The sequence below is a fragment of the Saccharothrix variisporea genome, from assembly GCF_003634995.1.
GTDB classification, from domain to species: domain Bacteria; phylum Actinomycetota; class Actinomycetes; order Mycobacteriales; family Pseudonocardiaceae; genus Actinosynnema; species Actinosynnema variisporeum.
In genome coordinates this window covers 4837254-4855728 of sequence record NZ_RBXR01000001.1, presented here as the reverse complement: position 1 = coordinate 4855728, position 18475 = coordinate 4837254, and the positions used below count along the sequence as shown (strand labels likewise).

Annotated in this window: 16 protein-coding genes; 11 read left to right on the top strand and 5 right to left on the bottom strand. The window is 71.9% G+C overall.

Translation table 11 applies throughout. The features are described 5' to 3' along the window. Together DFJ66_RS21720 and DFJ66_RS21715 are read right to left on the bottom strand one after the other, a co-directional pair. Positions 1-1326, bottom strand: a complete 1326-nt coding sequence (locus DFJ66_RS21720) for an ABC transporter substrate-binding protein (protein WP_121223499.1) — start codon at positions 1324-1326, stop codon at positions 1-3. 48 nt (positions 1327-1374) lie between these two features. Then, positions 1375-2568: an ROK family transcriptional regulator gene (locus DFJ66_RS21715; RefSeq protein ID WP_121223498.1), complete on the bottom strand. Its 1194-nt coding sequence runs from the start codon at positions 2566-2568 to the stop codon at positions 1375-1377. A 135-nt stretch (positions 2569-2703) separates the two neighbouring features. Between DFJ66_RS21715 and DFJ66_RS21710 the strand changes: the two genes are divergently transcribed. Continuing rightward, positions 2704-3351, top strand: a complete 648-nt coding sequence (locus DFJ66_RS21710) for a DUF3159 domain-containing protein (protein WP_121223497.1) — start codon at positions 2704-2706, stop codon at positions 3349-3351. 45 nt (positions 3352-3396) lie between these two features. After that, complete coding sequence (locus tag DFJ66_RS21705; protein WP_211351264.1) at positions 3397-3798, top strand: hypothetical protein; 402 nt, start codon at positions 3397-3399, stop codon at positions 3796-3798. A 4-nt stretch (positions 3799-3802) separates the two neighbouring features. On the opposite strand, the gene DFJ66_RS21700 is transcribed toward DFJ66_RS21705, so the two are convergent. Further along, positions 3803-4738, bottom strand: a complete 936-nt coding sequence (locus DFJ66_RS21700) for an N-acetylglucosamine kinase (RefSeq protein ID WP_121223496.1) — start codon at positions 4736-4738, stop codon at positions 3803-3805. Positions 4739-4814: 76 nt separating this feature from the next. Further along, positions 4815-8096 carry a S8 family serine peptidase gene (locus DFJ66_RS21695; protein ID WP_121223495.1) on the bottom strand — a complete coding sequence of 1094 codons (3282 nt, stop codon included), beginning with the start codon at positions 8094-8096 and terminating at the stop codon, positions 4815-4817. Positions 8097-8342: 246 nt separating this feature from the next. Between DFJ66_RS21695 and DFJ66_RS21690 the strand changes: the two genes are divergently transcribed. From DFJ66_RS21690 to DFJ66_RS21650, 9 genes are all read left to right on the top strand, one after another. Further along, entirely contained in the window at positions 8343-9197 is an 855-nt protein-coding gene (locus tag DFJ66_RS21690) for a fumarylacetoacetate hydrolase family protein (protein ID WP_121223494.1), read from the top strand. Beyond that, a complete protein-coding gene (locus tag DFJ66_RS21685) occupies positions 9197-10495 on the top strand; it encodes an enolase C-terminal domain-like protein (RefSeq protein ID WP_121223493.1) in 1299 nt (432 codons plus the stop codon). The genes DFJ66_RS21690 and DFJ66_RS21685 overlap by 1 nt, the downstream gene beginning before the upstream one ends. Beyond that, complete coding sequence (locus DFJ66_RS21680; RefSeq protein ID WP_121223492.1) at positions 10492-11241, top strand: SDR family NAD(P)-dependent oxidoreductase; 750 nt, start codon at positions 10492-10494, stop codon at positions 11239-11241. Before DFJ66_RS21685 ends, DFJ66_RS21680 begins: the two co-directional genes overlap by 4 nt. 33 nt (positions 11242-11274) lie before the next feature. Further along, entirely contained in the window at positions 11275-12309 is a 1035-nt protein-coding gene (locus DFJ66_RS21675; RefSeq protein WP_121223491.1) for a sugar ABC transporter substrate-binding protein, read from the top strand. Continuing rightward, positions 12306-13787, top strand: a complete 1482-nt coding sequence (locus DFJ66_RS21670) for a sugar ABC transporter ATP-binding protein (RefSeq protein WP_121223490.1) — start codon at positions 12306-12308, stop codon at positions 13785-13787. The genes DFJ66_RS21675 and DFJ66_RS21670 overlap by 4 nt, the downstream gene beginning before the upstream one ends. Then, positions 13784-14794 carry an ABC transporter permease gene (locus tag DFJ66_RS21665; RefSeq protein ID WP_121223489.1) on the top strand — a complete coding sequence of 337 codons (1011 nt, stop codon included), beginning with the start codon at positions 13784-13786 and terminating at the stop codon, positions 14792-14794. The genes DFJ66_RS21670 and DFJ66_RS21665 overlap by 4 nt, the downstream gene beginning before the upstream one ends. After that, positions 14791-15741, top strand: a complete 951-nt coding sequence (locus tag DFJ66_RS21660; protein ID WP_121223488.1) for an aldo/keto reductase — start codon at positions 14791-14793, stop codon at positions 15739-15741. Before DFJ66_RS21665 ends, DFJ66_RS21660 begins: the two co-directional genes overlap by 4 nt. Before the next feature lie 19 nt (positions 15742-15760). Continuing rightward, positions 15761-16597, top strand: a complete 837-nt coding sequence (locus DFJ66_RS21655) for an amidohydrolase family protein (protein WP_397556312.1) — start codon at positions 15761-15763, stop codon at positions 16595-16597. Between the two features lie 70 nt (positions 16598-16667). After that, a complete protein-coding gene (locus DFJ66_RS21650; RefSeq protein WP_170199577.1) occupies positions 16668-17762 on the top strand; it encodes a serine hydrolase domain-containing protein in 1095 nt (364 codons plus the stop codon). Positions 17763-17765: 3 nt separating this feature from the next. Here the strand turns inward: DFJ66_RS21650 and DFJ66_RS21645 are convergent, their stop codons facing one another. Next, positions 17766-18440, bottom strand: coding sequence for a FadR/GntR family transcriptional regulator (locus tag DFJ66_RS21645; protein WP_121223485.1), 675 nt, complete (start codon positions 18438-18440; stop codon positions 17766-17768). Between the last annotated feature and the right edge of the window lie 35 nt (positions 18441-18475).

The following is an 18475-nucleotide window of genomic DNA, read 5'->3' as shown; positions in this document are numbered from 1 at the left end:
CTACTTGCCGCTCTTCGCGACCTGGTCGTCGATCTGCTGGTCGACTTCCTCCAACCCCGCCATCAGGTCCGGCACCTTGCCCGCCTGCCACGAGGTGGCGAAGTCGCCGATGGCCTTGATGTGCGCGTCACCGATCGGGGTCACCGGGTTGCCCTGGAGCTTGCCGCCCTGGGCCAGGTCGATGAACGTCTTGAAGTTCTCGTCCACTTCGAGGCGCGGGTCCGCCAGCGCGGCCTTGGTGCTGGGGATGTTCTTGATGCCGTTCGCGAGCGTGACGATCGTGTCCGTGTCGAACGACAGGTGCTTGATCAGCTCCCAGGCCGCGCCGGGGTTCTTCGCGCCCTTCGGGATACCCATGATCGTGCCGGCGGTGAAGCCCGCGCCGTACAGGTCGGGCTTGATCGTCGGGAAGGGCGCGGTGCCGAACTTCACCTGCGGCGCCTGGTCCTTCAGGAACGCCGTGCGGTACTCGCCGTCGATCATCATGGCGATCTTCTGCTGGTGGAAGGCGTGGTCGGCGGAGAACTCCTGCCCGAGGCCCGCGCGGAACCGCTCCAGGTTGTCGTAGCCGTAGAAGTCGACCAGTTCCTTCTGGAACTTCAGCATCTCCGCCCACTCGGGCGAGGCCAGCGCCGACTTGCCGTCCGGACCGGCCCACTTCGCGCCGAAGTTGGGCGCCCAGATCGGCGGGCGGTTGTTGTAGAACATCATCGTCGGCAGGAAGCCCGCGACCTCGATCGACCCGTCCGGGGCCTTCTTGGTGGCGCGCTTGGCGTAGTCCAGCAGCTCGGCGGTGGTCTTCGGCGGCGTGGTGATGCCGGCCGCGGCGAGCAGCTCCTTGTTGTAGTACAGGCCGTAGACGTCGGAGAGCAGCGGCATCGCGCACCGGTTGCCCTTGTACTCGGTGTACGAGCGCACGGCGTCGGGGATCTGCGACAGGTCCACCTTGTCCCGCTCGACGTAGGGCTTGAGCTCCTGGAACGAGCCGGACGAGCAGAACTGGCCGATGTTGTCGGTGGTGAACGACAGCGCCACGTCCGGCGGGTTGCCGCTGCGGATGCCCGCGGTGATCTTGTCGTCGTCCTGGCTGCCCTCGTGCTTGATCTCGGCGTTGGGGTACTTCTTCCTGAAGCTCTCCAACGCCTTGGTGACCTCGTCCTGCTCGCGGCCGGAGTAGTTGCTCCAGACGGTCAGGGTGAACTTGTCGTCCTTGCCCGGCGCGGCGGCGAGACCGCCCTGGTCGGACTTGCCGGCGCCGGCGGCGCAGGCGGTCAGGGACACCGCGGCGGCCACGCAAAGCAACGCTGCGCGGGGGACCTTGCGCATGTGCTCTCCTTCTTCAACGTGCGGTCGGGGACGTTGTGCGGGCCGCCGCTACTGGCGCGGGCCGCGGAAGGGTTCGGTCGTGGCGGCGTCTAGGCCGAACACCTGTTCCCTGACGACCGACAGCGCGGAGTGCAGTGCGCCGGAACGCACCGGTTTCCCGGTCACCAGGGCGAGTTGGACGGGGGTGCGGGGCACCACCAGGGTGCGCAGCTCGGCGGCGACGAGGTCGGCGAGCGTCGTGCCGCCCGCGTGCGCGATCTCGCCGGACAGCAGCACCAGTTCGGGGTCGAGCACGGCGACGACGTTGGCGACGCCGGTCGCGATGCGGCGGGCGAGGTCGACCAGGAACTCCCGGCCGGCCGTGCCCTCGCTCAGGGCCTTCTTGACGGCGGCCTGCCCGGTGCGGGCGGACACCCCGTGCGCGCGGGCGAGCTTGACGATCGCGGCGCTGTCGAGCAGGTCGCCGTACCGACCACCGGTCCGGTCCGTGCCGGTCTCGGCGGTGGCGTGGTCGGGCACCTGCATGGCGTCGATCTCGCCCGCGCCCCCGGTCGCGCCGCGCAGCAGCACCCCGTTGACGACCACGGCGGCACCGACGGCGTCGGCGGGCCAGAGCAGGACGAAGTTCCTGACGTCGGTGGCGCGGCCGGCGATCATCTCTTCCAGCGCGACCAGGTTGACGTCGTTCTCGACCGTGACGCTGGTGCCGAGGAGGGTGCGGAGGGTGCCCGGGATGTCGAAGCCCTCCCACCCGGGCATGTGCGGCGCGTAGTTCAGCCGACCGGTGGTCGGGTCCACCGCACCGGGTGAGCCGACGACGACGTGATGCAGGTCCTGCGGGGACAGTCCGGCCTGGTTCGCGGCCTTGGTGACCGCGCTGTGGAACGCCTCCAGCACGTCGGTGCGCGGCATGGGTGCGCTGTGCTCGGTGACCAACGTGCCGGAGATGTCCGCGATGGCCACGTCCACGGTGTCCGGGGTGAGGTCGATGGCGGCGACGTGCGCGAGCGCGCCGTTGACCGTCCAGAGCTGGGCCCGGGGCCCGCGTCCACCGCCGCGCAGGCCGTTGCGCAGGACCGTGCCCTCGGTTTCCAGGCGGGTCAGGAGCTGGGCGGTGGCGGGCTTGGAGAGGCCGATGATGCCTTCCAGCTCGGAGCGCGTCAGCGGGCCGTTGCGCAGCAAGGCCTCGATCGCGGCGCGGTCGTTGATCTCGCGCAGCAGTCGTGGGCTACCGGCTCGCATCGGCCCTCCTCGGGTTATGCGTCTGGTAACTTTCCAGACGATTTCGGGCCACGGTAGTGACGGGCGTCATGCCGGGTCAATGCTCCGATGCGGGGCCGTTACCTGGGTAAGGCTGCCCTAAGGCACCCTGGAGGTATGACCGACACCCGGCAGGAGACCCTCGGCCAGTTGCTGGGCGGCCGAGGCGGTGCCCTGGACGCCTCCCTCCCGCCCTTGGCGTTCGCCCTGGGGTGGGCGCTGGCGGGGCGGTCCATCGAGGTCGGGGCGTTGGTGGCGGTGCTGTGCGGGGTCGTCATCGCCGTGGTGCGGGTGGTGCGCGGGGACCGTCCCCGGGCGGTGGTCGTGTCGGTGGCGCTGGTCGTGCTGGCGGCGTACATCGCCTTGCAGACCGGTAGGGCCGAGGACTTCTTCCTCCTCCAGATCTTCTTGAACGCCGCTAGTGCGCTGGTGTGGGCGGCGAGCATCGTGGTGCGGTGGCCGCTGCTCGGGGTCGTGGTCGGGCTGGTGACCGGGCAGAAGTTCCGGTGGCGGCGGGACCCGGACCTTCTGCGGGCGTACCGGGTGGCGTCGTGGCCTTGGGTGGGGCAGTACGTGCTGCGGGTGCTGGTGTTCGGCGCGTTGTGGGTGGCGGGGCAGGTGGTGGTGCTGGGGGTCATGCGGGCGGTGCTGACCTGGCCTTTGCAGGCGGTGTGCATCGCGGTGAGCTGGTGGGTGCTGCGACGATCCCTGCCCAAGGACCACCCTGGTCTGAGGCACCCGCGGATCCCCGAACAGGCGGCGTGAACCCGATCCCGACTCGGCGCGCGACCGACGGACAGGAACGTGGACATGACCGAAAGGCCCACTTTGCACTGGCGCCGCGAACTGGCCCGAGAGGTAGCCGCGGTGGCCGAAGGCACGATGAGCGCGGACCACACGTCCTTCCTGGGCTCCTACTCGCCGAGCTTCCTGGACGCCGTCGACGCCGCTCTGGCCGCGTTCGAAGCCGAGGTCCGCGGCCTGGGAGGTGCGACGGACAGCGAGGTCCTCGCTGCCGTCGAGCGGGTTGTCCAGGCGCTCAACGAGGTGAACCGCGAGGAGTCGGGTGGTGCCATCGACACCGACGAACGCGAACAACTGTGCTTGTTCATCGACGAAGTGCTGACCGACCGCGGCATCGACGTCGGTGAGCTGGCGGCACGCGAAGGGGTGGAGCGCTACGCGATCACCGACCGGTGGCGCCGGTGGTGATGCGTCAGCAGGGGCGGGGGGCGGTGGTGCCGAGGATGTCGACTGCTGCCAGCCAGGCCGCGCCGGCTGCGCCCTCCGTGGCGATGCGGACCGTTGCGTGTGTGCGGGCCGTCAGTTCGGCGCGCAGGCGGGTGCCCAACGGGTGGGCGTGGATCAGGCTGCCTACCAGGACGATCGGGGTGTCGTCGCCCTCCTCGCGGCAGGACATGGCCAGGTCTGCCAGGGCTTTCACCGCGCCGGAGATGATCCGGTCCGCCGAAGGGGTCTCGTGGTGCGCCGTGACCAGTGGGGCGTAGTGGGACAGGTGGATGGGGGGAGACTGGTTCGCCCTGGTGATCAGGCGGCGCCAGGTGTCCCGGCTCGGCTCCGCCGGCAGGTCGGCCATGGTGAGGACGGCCGTGGCCAAGGGGTCCAGAGGGGCGTTGGACTCCAGGGCCTGGAGGGTGGCTCGGACGGCCTCGCGGCCCAGCCAGAAGGCTGAGCCCTCGTCGCCCAGCAGCCAGCCGTAGCCCCCTACCGTGCCGGCCAGTTTGTGGTCGGTGATGCGGGCTGCGATGGAACCCGTGCCGGCTACCAGGACGGTGCCGTCTGGGGACGACGAACCCGTGGCGAAGGCGGCCTCGCAGTCGGTGATCACGCGCATGGGGCAGCGCAGGCCGGCGCCGGTCCAGGCGGCCTCGAACAGGGCGGACACCGCCGGGTCGCTGAGGAGCTTGCTGGAACCGGCCATGCCCAGGACGCCGGACTCGACCTTGGCCGCGTCCAAGCCGTCCAGTGCCGCCGTCAGGGCCTGGGAGATGTGGGCCGCCGCCAGTTCCGGCGGGTGCGAGTTGGGGTTGGCGCCGCCTGCCACGCCCGCGCCCAGGCGGGTGCCGTCCAGGTCGAGCACCAGTGCTCTGGTGGAGGTGCCGCCCGCGTCCAAGCCGACCACGAAGCCCATTCGCCCGAGTATGGTCGAACGCACCGACGGCCCGGCACCACCCAGACGGGTTGTGCCGGGCCGTCGCGATCGGTGATCAGCCGCGCATCTTCACGACCTGTGCGCGCTCCTCCGTCGTGTTGTGGTGGTGCAGGAGGAGCAGGTTCTCGGCGCCGTCCGCCGCCAACGCCTCAGCGTCGCGGTGGACCTCCAAGCGGGCGCCGGTCCTGGCCACGAACGACAGCGCGGGCGTGGTGCCCTGCCGGACGGACAGGCCCGGCTTGAGCGGGTCGAAGGACATCGGGGTGCCGATGCGGTCCACGAAACCGTCCTCGTTGCCCGGTGCGGCGTACTGGCCGGTGGTGCCCGCCGTGTAGGACAGGCGGAACGACGTCCCCGCCGGGTCGATGCCCAGCGCCTTCAGCGTCACCGGCAGCACGACCACGTTGCTGTCCATGAGGTTGGTGTCCACCTCGCCGTGCTGGCCGTTGAGCGGCTGCTCGTCCACCACCTCGTCGTCGGACACCCGCACGGTCTGCGCGAGCCACACGTCCGCGGTCACCGAACCGTTGGCGTCGGTCGGCTTCACGGCGTGCACGCGGAAGTCGTGGTTGCCGTCGCCGTTGGTGTCGATGCGGATCTCGGGGGAGTTGTTGGCCCCCAGGGTGACCCAGTTCTCCCAGGTGACGACGCCGAACGCCAGCAGCGCGTTCTCCGACTTGTCCACCGGGGCGGTGGACGCGGCACCGACGTACCGCAGGTCGCCGCCCTTGGCCGAACCGTTGACCGCGCAGTCCGCCTTCACCTCGTCGGTGCAGTCGGGCAGTCGGTCCGACGCGCCCTGGAGCTCGAACGCGCTGATCAGCGACCGGTACGCCTGGTCACCCTCGCCCTGCGCGAGCGAGTGGCCGCGCAGTCGGACGGAGGCCACGTCACCGCGGAAGGTCACGCCGCCCGCCGACAGGTCGGACGCGGGCTTGGGCGCGGCGTACACCGGCACCCGGAGGGTGGTCCCGCCGGACTTCAGCAGCAGCCGCCCGGACGCCTCGGCGAGGAACTGCCGGGCCACGCCGACCTGCTCCTTGGTCACGGTCGGGTCCGCGACCTTGCGCAGTTCCGAGGGCTCGACCCGCAGCGACACCCGCACACGAGCGGCCTTGCCCGGGGCGACGGTGACCGTGCGCGGCCACACCTCGTACGACGCGCCGGGGACGGCCGTGGCCTCCTCGTAGGACGCCGTGACGGTCCGCTTGACCGAGCCCTTGTTGACGATGTTCACCGTCTTGGTGCGCCAGACCGACCGGTCCGCCTCGACCGGGCCGAACGACACGCCGACCGAACCCGGGTTGTCCGCGACCATCGCCAGCAGGTCCGCGCCCACGGCCGCCGCCGCGTCCACCCGGCCCGAGCCGACCCGCATCGGGGCCTCGGGCAGGCCCGCGGTGTTGTCGTCGCCGGACTTCACGACGTGACCGGCGGTGTTCACGACCGCCGCCTTGACCTCCTCGACGGTCCAGTCCGGGTGCGCTTCCCGCACCAGCGCGCCGATCCCGGCCACGTGCGGCGCGGACATCGACGTGCCGCCCTTGCTCACGGCCCCGTTGCCGGTGCCGACGTTGGCGGACAGGATCGTGTCGCCGGGCGCGGCCACGTCGGGCTTGGCCGCCACCGCGCCGCGCGACCCGCGCGAGGACGACGGCGTGATGGTGTCGGCGAGCTTCGGGGTCGTGGTGGGCACGGAGTTGCGCAGCGCGCCCCGCATCCGGACCTCCAGGCTGCCGGCGGTCAGCGCGGGCCGGAGGGCGGCCGTCGCCGGGCCGGTGAACTGGAACACCGGGATGCCCGCGTTGCCCGCGATGGCGGCCAGGAAGTTGTCCCGCGACGAGGTCAGCAGCACGCCTTCCGCGCCCGCGTTCTGGGCGTTGTTGGTGCGCCCGGCCGAGCCGCAGCGGCGGGTGGTGTCGTTGTCGTCCCACTCCAGCCAGACGAACTTGCCCTTGAGGTCGTCCGCGATCGGGTCGCAGCCGTCCTTGTTGTCCTCGGCGGTGACCGCGACCACCGGCCGGGTCAGGTCGAGGCCGGCGTAGCCGGTGTAGTTCTGGCTGTACTGGCCGGGCTGGTCCGCCCCGCCGACCGTCACGCCGTCCAGCAGCGCGAACGCGTCCCGGGTGTTGGCCACGGCCAGCGCTTCCGGCGTGTTGGCGGGCGAGCCGCCGACGTCGTAGAAGTCGCCGCCGTTGCCCGCCGACGCCACGACCAGCACGCCGTGCTCGACGAGCTTGCGCACGAACAGCGAGTCCGGGTCGTCCTGGGCGCCGAAGTCCGAGCCCAGGGACATGTTGACCACGTCGAGGTGGTCGCTGAAGTCGCCGTCGCCGTTCGGGTCGAGCGCCCAGTCCAGGGCCTGCGCGGTGAGGTTGGTGGACCCCTCGCAGCCGAACACCTTCAGCGCGTACAGCGACGCCTTGGGCGCGGTGCCGGGGCCGATCTTCATCGCGTTGAGCTGCTCGTCGGTCAGCGTCTTGTAGTCGCCGGTGAACGTGGAGCCGTCGGCGTTCTCGCCGTACCCGGCGGCCGTGCCGGCGACGTGGGTGCCGTGGCTGCCGCAGTCCAACGGGTTCGGGTCGGGCTTGGGCGTGGACTTCTCCGGCTCGTTGGCGTCGTACTCGTCGCCCGCGAAGTCGTACCCGCCGACGACCTTGGCGGTCGGCGTCCACGGCGCGGTCCGGTCGACGGCCTGGTAGGCGGCGGTGGTGCCGGGGCCGCCGAAGTCGGCGTGGGTGTAGTCGATGCCGGTGTCGATGATGCCGACCCGCATGCCCTCGCCGTAGCGGCCGGTCTGCCGCCACACCTGCGCGGCCTTGGTCAGCTGCACGGCGCTGGCGTTCTGCACGACCTTCGGCACGGCCAGGCGCACGGTCTTGACCTCGGGCAGCCCGACCAGCTCGCGCACCTTGGCGGCGTCGGCGCTGACCACGACACCGGGCACGGCGTTGGCGGTCCGGGCGACCTCGCGGGTGGCCGAGTCCTTGCCGCGCAACACGTCCAGCACGTGCGCGGTCTTGTCGTCGGTGCGCTGCCGGGAGTCGCGGGCGGCTTGGGCGGCCTGCGGGTCGGCGGCGCCGCGCTGCTTCTCGGCGCCGTAGGCCTCGGCGGCCGGTGTCCCGGCCAGTTCGACGAACGCCGTGACCGTGCCGGTCGCCTTCGCCAGGGTCGCGCCGACCTGTTCCGAGGACCCGGTGCGGGCGGCCTTGGCGGTCGCGGGCGACAGCGGTTCGACGAGCGGTTCGTCGGCGTGGGCGACGCCTGCGGTGGCGAGCGAGGCGAGCAGAGCGGCGGTGCTGGCGGCGGACGCCCACACCGCGCGGTGGTGTCTCATCGGAACCCTTCTTCGGCTGGTTACGGCGGACATTAAGAGCGCCCGGTGCCTGGTCGCTCCGGCCTTGAGTCGGCGGGCCGCCACCCGATCGGCGGGTTGCCCGGCTGGCCACGGTGTGCATGAGCATCGTTGCGTACCGTGGTCACGCCGCCAGTCATCGGACCAATAGTCGGGACGGCTCTAGACGTGACCGGCTTGCTACGGCTATACATCCGACGTATTACGTCCAGCCGAGGAGGACCAGCCGTGCAGCTTCTGCGCCTCGGAGCGCCGGGCTCCGAACGTCCCGCCGTCCGGGCCGACGACGGGACGACGTACGACCTGAGCCCGGTGACCGGCGAGATCGACGGGCCGTTCCTGGCCGCCGACGGCGTGGCCCGCACCCGTGCCGCGCTGGCCGCCGGGACGCTCCCCGCGCTCGACCCCGAGGGCCTGCGCGTGGGGCCGCCGGTCGCGGGCGTCGGCAAGATCGTGTGCATCGGCCTCAACTACCGCGACCACGCCGAGGAGACCGGCGCCGCGATCCCGGCCGAACCGGTCGTGTTCCTCAAGACGCCCGACACCATCGTCGGCCCGTACGACGAGGTCCTGGTGCCGCGCAACTCCGTGAAGACGGACTGGGAGGTCGAGCTCGGCGTCGTCATCGGCCGCACCGCCCGGTACCTGGAGACCGAGGAGGAGGCGCTGGCCTGCGTCGCCGGGTACACCGTCTCCCACGACGTGTCCGAGCGGGAGTTCCAGATCGAGCGCGGCGGGCAGTGGGACAAGGGCAAGAACTGCGAGACGTTCAACCCCCTCGGTCCCTTCCTCGTGCCCGCCGAGGACGTCCCGGACCCGCAGGCGCTGGGCATGCGGCTGTCGGTCAACGGCACCACCCGCCAGGACTCCTCCACCAAGCACATGATCTTCTCGGTGGCCGAGGTGATCCGCTACCTGAGCTGGTTCCTCGTCCTCCGACCAGGTGACCTCGTGAACACCGGCACGCCCGCCGGCGTCGCCCTGGGCCACCCCGAGCCCCAGCCGTACCTGCGGGCCGGGGACGTGGTGGAGCTGTCCATCGACGGCCTGGGCACCCAGCGCCAGACCTTCGGGCAGGCGTGATGGCGCACATCGTCGACCTGGACGTCCTGGACATCCGGTTCCCCACCTCGCGCGAGCTGGACGGCTCGGACGCGATGAACCCCGACCCCGACTACTCCGCCGCCTACGTGGTGCTGCGCACCGACGACGGCCCGGACGGGTACGGCCTGGCGTTCACCATCGGGCGCGGCAACGACGTGCAGGCCGCCGCGATCCGGTCGCTCGCGCCGCACGTGGTGGGCCGGCCGGTCCCGGAGACCGCCGCGGACCTCGGAGCGCTGTACTTCGAGCTGGTCGGCGACTCGCAGCTGCGCTGGCTGGGCCCGGAGAAGGGCGTCGCGCACATGGCGCTGGGCGCGGTGGTCAACGCCGCGTGGGACCTGGCGGCGCGGCGCGCCGGGGTGCCGCTGTGGCGGTTCCTGTCCGCGTTGACGCCCGAGGAGATCGTGGGCCTGGTCGACTTCCGGTACCTGTCCGACGCGCTGACCCCGGAGGAGGCGCTGGAGCTGCTGCGGGCGGCCGAGCCGGGGCGGGCGGAGCGGGCGGCGCACCTGGAGCGCGAGGGCTACCCCGCCTACACGACCACGCCGGGCTGGCTCGGGTACTCCGACGAGAAGCTGGCCGCGCTGTCCCGCCAGGCGGTGGCCGACGGGTTCGACATGATCAAGCTGAAGGTCGGCGGCGACCTGGACGACGACGTGCGGCGGATGAAGCTGGCCCGCGAGGTCGTGGGCGACGACGTGCGCATCGCCGTGGACGCCAACCAGCGCTGGGACGTCGACACGGCCATCGGGTGGATGCGGGAGCTGGCCCCGTTCCGCCCGTACTGGATCGAGGAGCCGACCTCGCCCGACGACGTGCTGGGCCACGAGGCCATCGCCACCGCCCTGGACCCCATCCGGGTGGCCACCGGCGAGCACGTGCAGAACCGGGTGATCTTCAAGCAGCTGCTCAAGGCGGACGCGATCGACGTGCTCCAGCTCGACGCCTGCCGCGTCGGCGGGGTCAACGAGAACCTCGCGATCCTGCTGCTGGCGCACAAGTTCGGCGTCCCGGTGTGCCCGCACGCGGGTGGCGTGGGCCTGTGCGAGCTGGTGCGGCACCTGTCCCTGTTCGACTACGTGGCGGTGTCCGGCTCGATGGACGGCCGGGTCATCGAGTGGGTGGACCACCTGCACGAGCACTTCACCGACCCCGCCGTGGTGCGCGACGGCCGGTACCTCGCCCCGACCGAGCCCGGGTTCTCCGCGCGGCTCAAGGACGAGACCCTGGCCGCCTACCGCTTCCCGGACGGTCCGGTGTGGACGGAGGCGTCATGACCGACTTCGAGGGCCTGGTCGCGGTCGTCACCGGCGGCGCGTCGGGCATCGGCCTGGCCACCGCGCGGCTGCTCGCGTCCCGCGGCGCGCGGGTGGCGTGCCTGGACCTGAACCCGCAGGTGGACGAGCCGCTGCGCGGCATCCGGGCGGACGTGTCCGACGACGACAGCGTGCGCGCGGCCATCGACGCCGTGGTGGCCGAGTTCGGCCGGCTCGACGTGGTCGTCAACAACGCGGGGATCGGCGCGCAGGGGGACGTCGCCGCCAACCCCGACGACGAGTGGCGGCGGGTGTGGGACGTCAACGTGGGCGGGATCGTGCGGGTCACCCGCGCGGCCCTGCCGCACCTGCGCCGCTCACCCGCGGCGGCGGTCGTGAACACCGGCTCCATCGCCGCGTGGGCCGGCCTGCCGCAGCGGGCGCTGTACTCGGCCACCAAGGGCGCGGTGCACGCGCTGACCCTGGCGATGGCCGCGGACCACGTGCGGGAGGGCATCCGCGTCAACGCGGTGGCCCCCGGCACGGCGGACACCCCCTGGGTGGGCCGCCTGCTCGACTCGGCGCCGGACCCCGACGCCGAGCGGGCCGCGTTGGAGGCCAGGCAGCCGCACGGGCGCCTGGTCTCGGCCGACGAGGTCGCGGGCGCGATCGCCTACCTGGCGAGCCCGCTGTCCGGTTCGACCGCGGGCACCGTCCTGGCCGTCGACGGCGGCATGCACGGGCTGCGGTTGCGCCCGAAGTCCTAGGAACTCCCCCCGTCCTGTGGAAATCGAGGAACGATGAAGCGTCGCAGCATCCTCACCGCCGCGGTATGCCTCGCGCTCACCACCGCGGCCTGCGGCACCGCGGCCGACTCCGGCGGCACCGCCGGCGGGGTCGGACCGATCGGCGTGGACTACCCGCGGGCCGACTCCGACTTCTGGAACTCCTACATCAAGTACACGCCCGAGAAGGCCAAGGCGCTGGGCATCAACATGATGGCGCCGACCAACTCGCAGAACAAAGTGGAGAACCTGGTCGCCAACGCCCAGTCGTTGCAGAGCCAGGGCGCGAAGGCGATCGTCATGGCCCCGCAGGACACCGGCGCGGTCGCCTCCACCCTGGACCGGCTGGAGAAGGCGAAGATCCCGGTCGTCACCGTGGACACCCGGCCCGACAAGGGCAAGGTCTACATGGTGGTCCGCGCGGACAACAAGGCCTACGGCGAGAAGGCGTGCAAGTTCCTCGGCGAGAAGCTGGGCGGCAAGGGCAAGGTCGTCGAGTTCCAGGGCTCGCTCTCGTCGGTCAACGGCCGTGACCGGTCCGAGGCGTTCGCCGCCTGCATGAAGCAGAACTACCCGGGCATCACGGTGTTCGAGGAGCCGACCGACTGGGAGGGCACAAAGGCGTCGGCCGCGTTGCAGACCCGCCTGAACCAGCACCCGGACATCAACGGCATCTACATGCAGGCCGGCGGCGCGTTCCTCGCGCCCACGCTCCAGGTCATGCGCCAGAAGAACCTGCTGGTGCCGCCGACCGACCCGAAGCACGTGTGGATGGTGTCCAACGACGGCATCCCGCAGGAGCTGGAGGCCATCCGCAAGGGCGAGATCGACGCGACCGTGTCGCAGCCGGCCGACCTGTACGCGGAGTGGGCGCTGTTCTACGCCAAGGCCGCGATCGAGGGCAAGACGTTCAAGCCCGGCAAGACCGACCACGGCAGCGAGATCGTGCAGGTCGACAACGGCAACCTCGAAGACCAGCTGCCCGCGCCGCTGATCACCAAGGAGAACGTGGACGACAAGGCCTTCTGGGGCAACCAGATCGGCAAATGACCGCGCTGGACGGAGTCGGGGCCCCGACCGCGGTCGAGGCCACCGGGGTGACCGTGCGGTTCGGCCGCACGGTGGCCCTGGACGACGTGCACATCTCCGTCGCGGCCGGCGACACGCACGCCCTGGTCGGCCGCAACGGCGCGGGCAAGTCCACGCTGGTGTCGGTGCTGACCGGGATGCGCGCCCCGGACGCCGGCGAGGTGCGGTTCGGCGGCGTGGACGCGCCCGGCCTGGCCGACCGGGCGGCGTGGCGGGAGAAGGTGGCCTGCGTCTACCAGAAGTCGACGGCCGTGCCCGAGCTGTCGGTGGCGGAGAACCTGTTCCTCAACCGGCAGGGCCGGCTGATCAGCTGGTCGCGGCTGCGCCGGCAGGCCGCCGAGCTGCTGGAGCAGTACGAGGTGGCGGTGCACCCGGAGGCCCGGGTCGCCGACCTGACCGTGGAGCAGCGGCAGCTGGTGGAGATCGCGCGGGCGCTGTCGGCCGGCGCGCGGTTCATCATCCTGGACGAGCCGACCGCGCAGTTGGACGGTCCGGCGATCGAGCGGCTGTTCGACCGGATGCGGTCGCTCCAGGCGGACGGGGTGACGTTCCTGTTCATCTCGCACCACCTCCAGGAGATCTACGAGGTGTGCCAGACGGTCACGGTGTACCGGGACGCCAAGCACATCCTCACCGCCCCGGTCGCGGGACTGTCCAAACCGGACCTGATCGAGGCCATGACCGGTGAGGCGGGCGGCCTGGGCGTCCCGGACGGGGCGGACCGGCCGCGGTCGTCGGTGCCGGTGCTGACCGTGGACGGGTTGTCCGGGGACGGCTTCGAGGACCTGTCGTTCACGGTGGCGGCGGGCGAGGTCGTCGGGCTGGCGGGCAGCGCGTCCAGCGGCAAGCACGAGCTGGCCGAGACCGTGTACGGGCTGCGCGCTCCTTCCGGCGGGACGGTGTCCGTGCATGGGTCTCACGTGCGTGGTGGTGACGTGCCGGCGGCTCTGCGCGCGGGCATCGGGTGTGTGCCCCGCGACCGCCACCACCAGGGCCTGGTGGCGGACCTGAGCATCGCCGAGAACGCGTCGATGACCGTGCTGTCGACGCTCGTGCGCAAGTCGGCGTTGCGGTCCTCGGGCCGGACCGCGATCGCGGAGTACGACATCAAGGCCGCCGGACCGGACCAGCCGGTGTCCGACCTGTCCGGCGGCAACCAGCAGAAGGTCGTCATGGCCCGCGCCCTGGCCGCCGACCCGGCGGTGCTGGTGCTGATCAACCCGACCGCGGGCGTGGACGTGAAGTCCAAGGAGTCCCTGCTGGGCGTGGTGGACGCGCAGGCCAGGGCGGGCAAGGCGGCCCTGGTCGTCTCCGACGAGCTGGACGACCTGCGGGTGTGCGACCGGGTGCTGGTGCTGTTCCACGGCCGGGTGGTGGCCGAGTTCGACCGGGGCTGGCGCGACGGCGAGCTGATCGCGGCGATCGAAGGGATGTCATGACCAAGGCACTCACCCGGCCGTCGGCCGCCGTGGCCGGCCCGCCGAAGTTCCGCCTCGGCCGGTACCAGGACCTCGCGCTGGTGCCCGCCATCGTCGTGCTGCTGATCGTCGGGGCGGTCGTCAGCCCGATCTTCCTCACCGCCGACAACCTGGTCGCCGTGTTGCAGCAGCAGAGCGAGCTGTCGCTGCTGGTGCTCGGGCAGACGCTGATCCTCATCGCGGGCAAGATGGACCTGTCGCTGGAGTCCACCATCGGCATCGCGCCCGCGCTGGCGATCGCCCTGGTCATCCCGGCCGCGTCCAACGGGCTGGGGATCGAGCTGCCCGCGTGGACGGCGATCCCGGTGTGCCTGCTGGTGGGTGCGCTGATCGGCGGGTTGAACGGGTTCCTGATCCTGAAGCTCGGGCTGTCCGGGTTCATGGTCACCCTGGGCATGTTGACCATGCTGCGCGGCTTGCAGGAGGCGCTGACCAAGGGGCAGACGCTGTTCGACGTGCCCGAGTCGTTCCTGTACCTGGGGGCGACGACGTGGCTCGGCCTGCCCGCGGCCGTGTGGATCTGCGTGGTCCTGTTCGCCGCCGGCATCTTCGTGCTCGGCTACCTGCGGCAGGGCCGGTCCCTGTACGCGGTGGGCGGCAACAAGGAGGCCGCGCGGGCGGCCGGCATCCGGGTGGACCGGGTGGTGTGGGCCGTGCTGATCATCGGTGGCGTGCTCGCGGCGATCGCTGGTGTCCTGATGACCGGGCGGCTGGGCACGGTCGCCGTCAGCCAGGGCTCCGGCATGATCTTCAAGGTCTTCGCGGCGGCCGTGATCGGCGGCATCTCGTTGCAGGGCGGCAAGGGCACGCTGTTCGGGGCGCTGTCCGGCGTGCTCATGCTCGGGCTGGTGGAGAACATCCTGCGACTGCTCAGCGTCAGCGGGTTCTACATCAACGCCTCCTACGGCGCCGTGATCATCCTCGCGCTCGTCGTCACCCGGCTCGCGACTGGCAAGGTGCAGGAGTGACCACGAACGCGCGCGTGCACCTGTCCCGCTTCGGCTTCGGCGCTGCTCCGATCGGCAACCTGTACGAGGAGGTGACGCCGGAGCAGGCGCTGGCGGCGGTCGACGCGGCCTGGGAGACGGGCATCCGCTACTTCGACACCGCGCCCCACTACGGGCTCGGCCTGTCCGAGCGGCGGCTCGGGGCGGCCCTGGCGGTGCGGCCGAGGGACGAGTACGTGGTGTCCACCAAGGTCGGGCGGCTGCTGGAGCCGGTCGACGGCGGTGGCGACGACCTGGCCAACGGCTTCGCCGTGCCCGCCACCCACCGGCGGGTGTGGGACTTCAGCGCCGACGGCGTGCGGCGGTCGCTGGAGTCCTCTGTGGACCGGCTCGGGTTGGCGAGGGTCGACATCGCGCTGCTGCACGACGTCGACCTGCGGCCGGAGTTCCGCGCGCAGGCGGCCTCGGAGGGTTACCCGGCGCTGGCCGCGCTGCGCGACCAGGGCGTCGTGGACGCGGTCGGCGTCGGCCTGAACCACTGGGAGACCGCCGAGTGGTTCGTCCGGGAGACCGACCTCGACGTCGTGCTGCTGGCCGGCCGGTACACCCTGCTCGACCAGTCGGCGGAGGCGTTCCTGGACCTGTGCGCCGAGCGCGGGGTCACCGTGGTGGCGGCGGGCGTGTTCAACTCCGGCGTGCTCGCCCGGCCGGAGGTCCCCGACGACGCCACCTACGACTACGCCACCGCGCCCGCCGAGCTGCTCGACAAGGCCCGGCGGATCGCCGCCGTGTGCGCGCGCCACGACGTGACCCTGCCCCAGGCCGCCCTGGCGTTCCCGTTCCGACACCCGGCCGTGGCATCGGTGCTGGTCGGGGCCAGGTCGGCGGAAGAGGTGCACGCCAACGCGGCCCACCCGCCCGTGCCGGCGGAGCTGTGGGACGACCTGCGGGCGGAAGGCCTGCTGTGATCGTGGGAGGACTGCTGTGATCGTCGACGCCCACCACCACGTCTGGGACCTGGCGGTGCGGGACCAGGACTGGATCACCGTGCCGCCGATGGGCGCGATCCGCCGGTCGTTCGACGTGGCGGACCTGGCGGCCGTCGCCGAGGGCGTGACGCGGACCGTGCTCGTGCAGACGGTCACGGTGGCCGAGGAGACCCCGGAGTTCCTGGCCCTGGCCGAGGCGCACGACCTCGTCGGCGCGGTCGTCGGCTGGACCGACCTGACCTCCCCGGCGGTCGGCGAGGCCTTGGACGCCCTCATGGACGGGCCGGGCGGGCGCTGGCTGCGCGGGATCAGGCACCAGGTCCAGAGCGAACCGGACCCGGAGTGGCTGTGCCGTCGTGACGTGCGGCGGGGTCTGGCGGAACTCGACCGGCGGGCCTTGGTGTACGACCTGGTGATCAGGCCGCACCACCTCTCCGCCGCCCGCCGGACGGCGGCGGCGCTGCCGAACGTGCGCTTCGTCCTGGACCACTGCGCCAAACCCCCGATCGAGGGCGGCGGGACGTTCGGGGAGTGGGCGGAGGGCGTCCGGTCCCTGGCGTCGCAGGAGAACGTGACGTGCAAGGTGTCGGGGCTGGTGACCGAGGCGGACTGGGCGTCCTGGACGGTGGCGGACCTGCGGCCGTGGTTCGAGGTGGTCCTGGACGCCTTCGGCCCCGAGCGCCTGATGTTCGGCTCCGACTGGCCGGTGTGCCTGCTGGCGGCGTCATATGCGGAGGTCCTGGACGCGGCCCGGGAGCTGGCGGGCGAGTTGACGCCGGCCGAGCGGGAGCGGCTGTTCGCGGGCACGGCCGTCGAGGTCTACGGGTTGGCCTAGGGACATCCCCACCCCGGGACCGGGGGAGACCCCGATGGATCTTGGTCCGTCGCGGCGGCAGGCTGCCCGTATGCGAAAACTCCTGCTGATCCCCTTGCTGGCCCTGGCTTTCGGTGCCGCGCCGGCCCACGCGGCGACCACGCCCACCGTGCCGCCGCTGAACACGGCAGCGCTCGCCGAGGCGGTGCGACCCGGCCCGGACGCGTCCGGCGCGCTCGCCCGCGTGTCCGGCAGCGCCGGGTCGTGGCAGGGGAGCGGCGGGGTGGCGCGCGTCGGCACGTCCGCGCCCGTGCACCCGGGTGGCCGGTTCCGGATCGGCAGCATCACCAAGCTGTTCACCGCGACGGCCGCGCTCAAGCTCCAGGAGCGCGGGGTGCTCGACCTGGACCAGACCGTGCAGCACTACCTGCCGGACCTGCTGCCCGCGTCCTTCACGCACCCGATCACCGTGCGCCAACTGCTGAACCACACGCACGGCATCGCCGGCCACGACCTGCCGCACAAGGACCCGGCGTGGTTCTTCGAGCACCGTTACGACACGTTCGACCCGGCGGAGGTCGTGCGGATGGGCGTGGCGCAGGGGCCGCGGTTCGTGCCCGGCGAGCGCCAGGAGTACGGCAACATGGGGTACCTGGTGGCGGGCCTGGTGATCGAGAAGGTGACCGGCCGCCCGTACGGCGACACGATCCGCGACACGGTCCTGCGCCCGCTGCGCCTGCACGACACGTACCTGCCCGGGGCCGATCCCCGCATCCGCGGTGTCCACGCGCACGGCTACGAGGCCACGGCGGACGGGTACGTGGACGTCACGGAGGTGAACCCGACCCTCCAGTGGGCGGCGGCGGAGATGATCTCCAGCGCCCCCGACCTAGACCGCTTCCTCAACGCCCTTCTGCACGGCCCGTTCCTGACCGACCGCTCGCGCACGGAGCTGATGACCGTGCCCACGGCCCCCGGTTCGGTGCACGCGCTGGGCATCTCGCGCCTGGACCTGGGCAACGGCCTGGTGGTGTGGGGCAAGTCCGGCGACCGACCGGGCTACAACAACGGCGTGGCCGCCACCCTCGACGGCTCCCGCACGCTGGTCTACTCGGTCAACACCCTCCACATGGGCGGCGACCGCTCCCCGACCGCGGTCCGGATCATCACCGCCGCGTTCAGCTGAAGCTCACGCCAGGTCGGACAGCCACTGCTCGACGCCCGCCACGTGGACCGTGGACCAGGAGCGGGCGAGTTCGGTCTGGTGGGCGGCCAGGGCGTCGACGATCGCGCGGTGTTCGGCCACCGTGCGGTCGACGGCGCCCGCCTGCGTGATGCCCCGCCAGATGCGGACGCGGACGGTCGGCCCGGCCAGGGTGTCCAGGAGTTGGGCCAGGTAGGCGTTGCCCGAGCACTGGGCGATCGCGCGGTGGAACTCCAGGTCGTGCTCGACCAGTTCCTCCACGGACCGGGCGTTCTCGCCGGCGTCGCACAGCGCGCGCAGCGACGCGATCTCCTCCGCGCCGACGCGCTGGGCGGCCATCGCCGCCGCGGCCGGTTCGAGGATGCGTCGGACCTGGAGGACTTCCAGCACGGAGTCCTCGCCGCGGTGCAGGTCCAGGACGAAGGACAGCGCGCCCAGGAGGTCGTCGGCGCGCAGGCTGGACACGTAGGTGCCGTCGCCCTGGCGCACGTCCAACACCCTGACCAGCGACAACGCCTTCACGGCCTCGCGCAGCGAGTTGCGGGACAGGCCGAGGCGCTCGGCCAGGTCCGCCTCCCGCGGCAGCCGGTCACCCGGCTTGAGCTCACCGGAGGTGATCATCTCCTTCACGCGCAGGATCGCGTCATCGGTGACCGCCACGCCGGAACCTCCGTAAACCTCGGATGTCTGCCCCC

What these genes read in the sequence shown, in the direction of transcription:
- DFJ66_RS21720 (WP_121223499.1), bottom strand. Translation starts at nt 1,326, where the DNA reads ATGCGCAAGGTCCCCCGCGCAGCGTTGCTTTGCGTGGCCGCCGCGGTG.
- DFJ66_RS21715 (WP_121223498.1), bottom strand. Translation starts at nt 2,568, where the DNA reads ATGCGAGCCGGTAGCCCACGACTGCTGCGCGAGATCAACGACCGCGCC.
- DFJ66_RS21710 (WP_121223497.1), top strand. Translation starts at nt 2,704, where the DNA reads ATGACCGACACCCGGCAGGAGACCCTCGGCCAGTTGCTGGGCGGCCGA.
- DFJ66_RS21705 (WP_211351264.1), top strand. Translation starts at nt 3,397, where the DNA reads ATGACCGAAAGGCCCACTTTGCACTGGCGCCGCGAACTGGCCCGAGAG.
- DFJ66_RS21700 (WP_121223496.1), bottom strand. Translation starts at nt 4,738, where the DNA reads ATGGGCTTCGTGGTCGGCTTGGACGCGGGCGGCACCTCCACCAGAGCA.
- DFJ66_RS21695 (WP_121223495.1), bottom strand. Translation starts at nt 8,096, where the DNA reads ATGAGACACCACCGCGCGGTGTGGGCGTCCGCCGCCAGCACCGCCGCT.
- DFJ66_RS21685 (WP_121223493.1), top strand. Translation starts at nt 9,197, where the DNA reads ATGGCGCACATCGTCGACCTGGACGTCCTGGACATCCGGTTCCCCACC.
- DFJ66_RS21680 (WP_121223492.1), top strand. Translation starts at nt 10,492, where the DNA reads ATGACCGACTTCGAGGGCCTGGTCGCGGTCGTCACCGGCGGCGCGTCG.
- DFJ66_RS21675 (WP_121223491.1), top strand. Translation starts at nt 11,275, where the DNA reads ATGAAGCGTCGCAGCATCCTCACCGCCGCGGTATGCCTCGCGCTCACC.
- DFJ66_RS21670 (WP_121223490.1), top strand. Translation starts at nt 12,306, where the DNA reads ATGACCGCGCTGGACGGAGTCGGGGCCCCGACCGCGGTCGAGGCCACC.
- DFJ66_RS21665 (WP_121223489.1), top strand. Translation starts at nt 13,784, where the DNA reads ATGACCAAGGCACTCACCCGGCCGTCGGCCGCCGTGGCCGGCCCGCCG.
- DFJ66_RS21650 (WP_170199577.1), top strand. Translation starts at nt 16,668, where the DNA reads ATGCGAAAACTCCTGCTGATCCCCTTGCTGGCCCTGGCTTTCGGTGCC.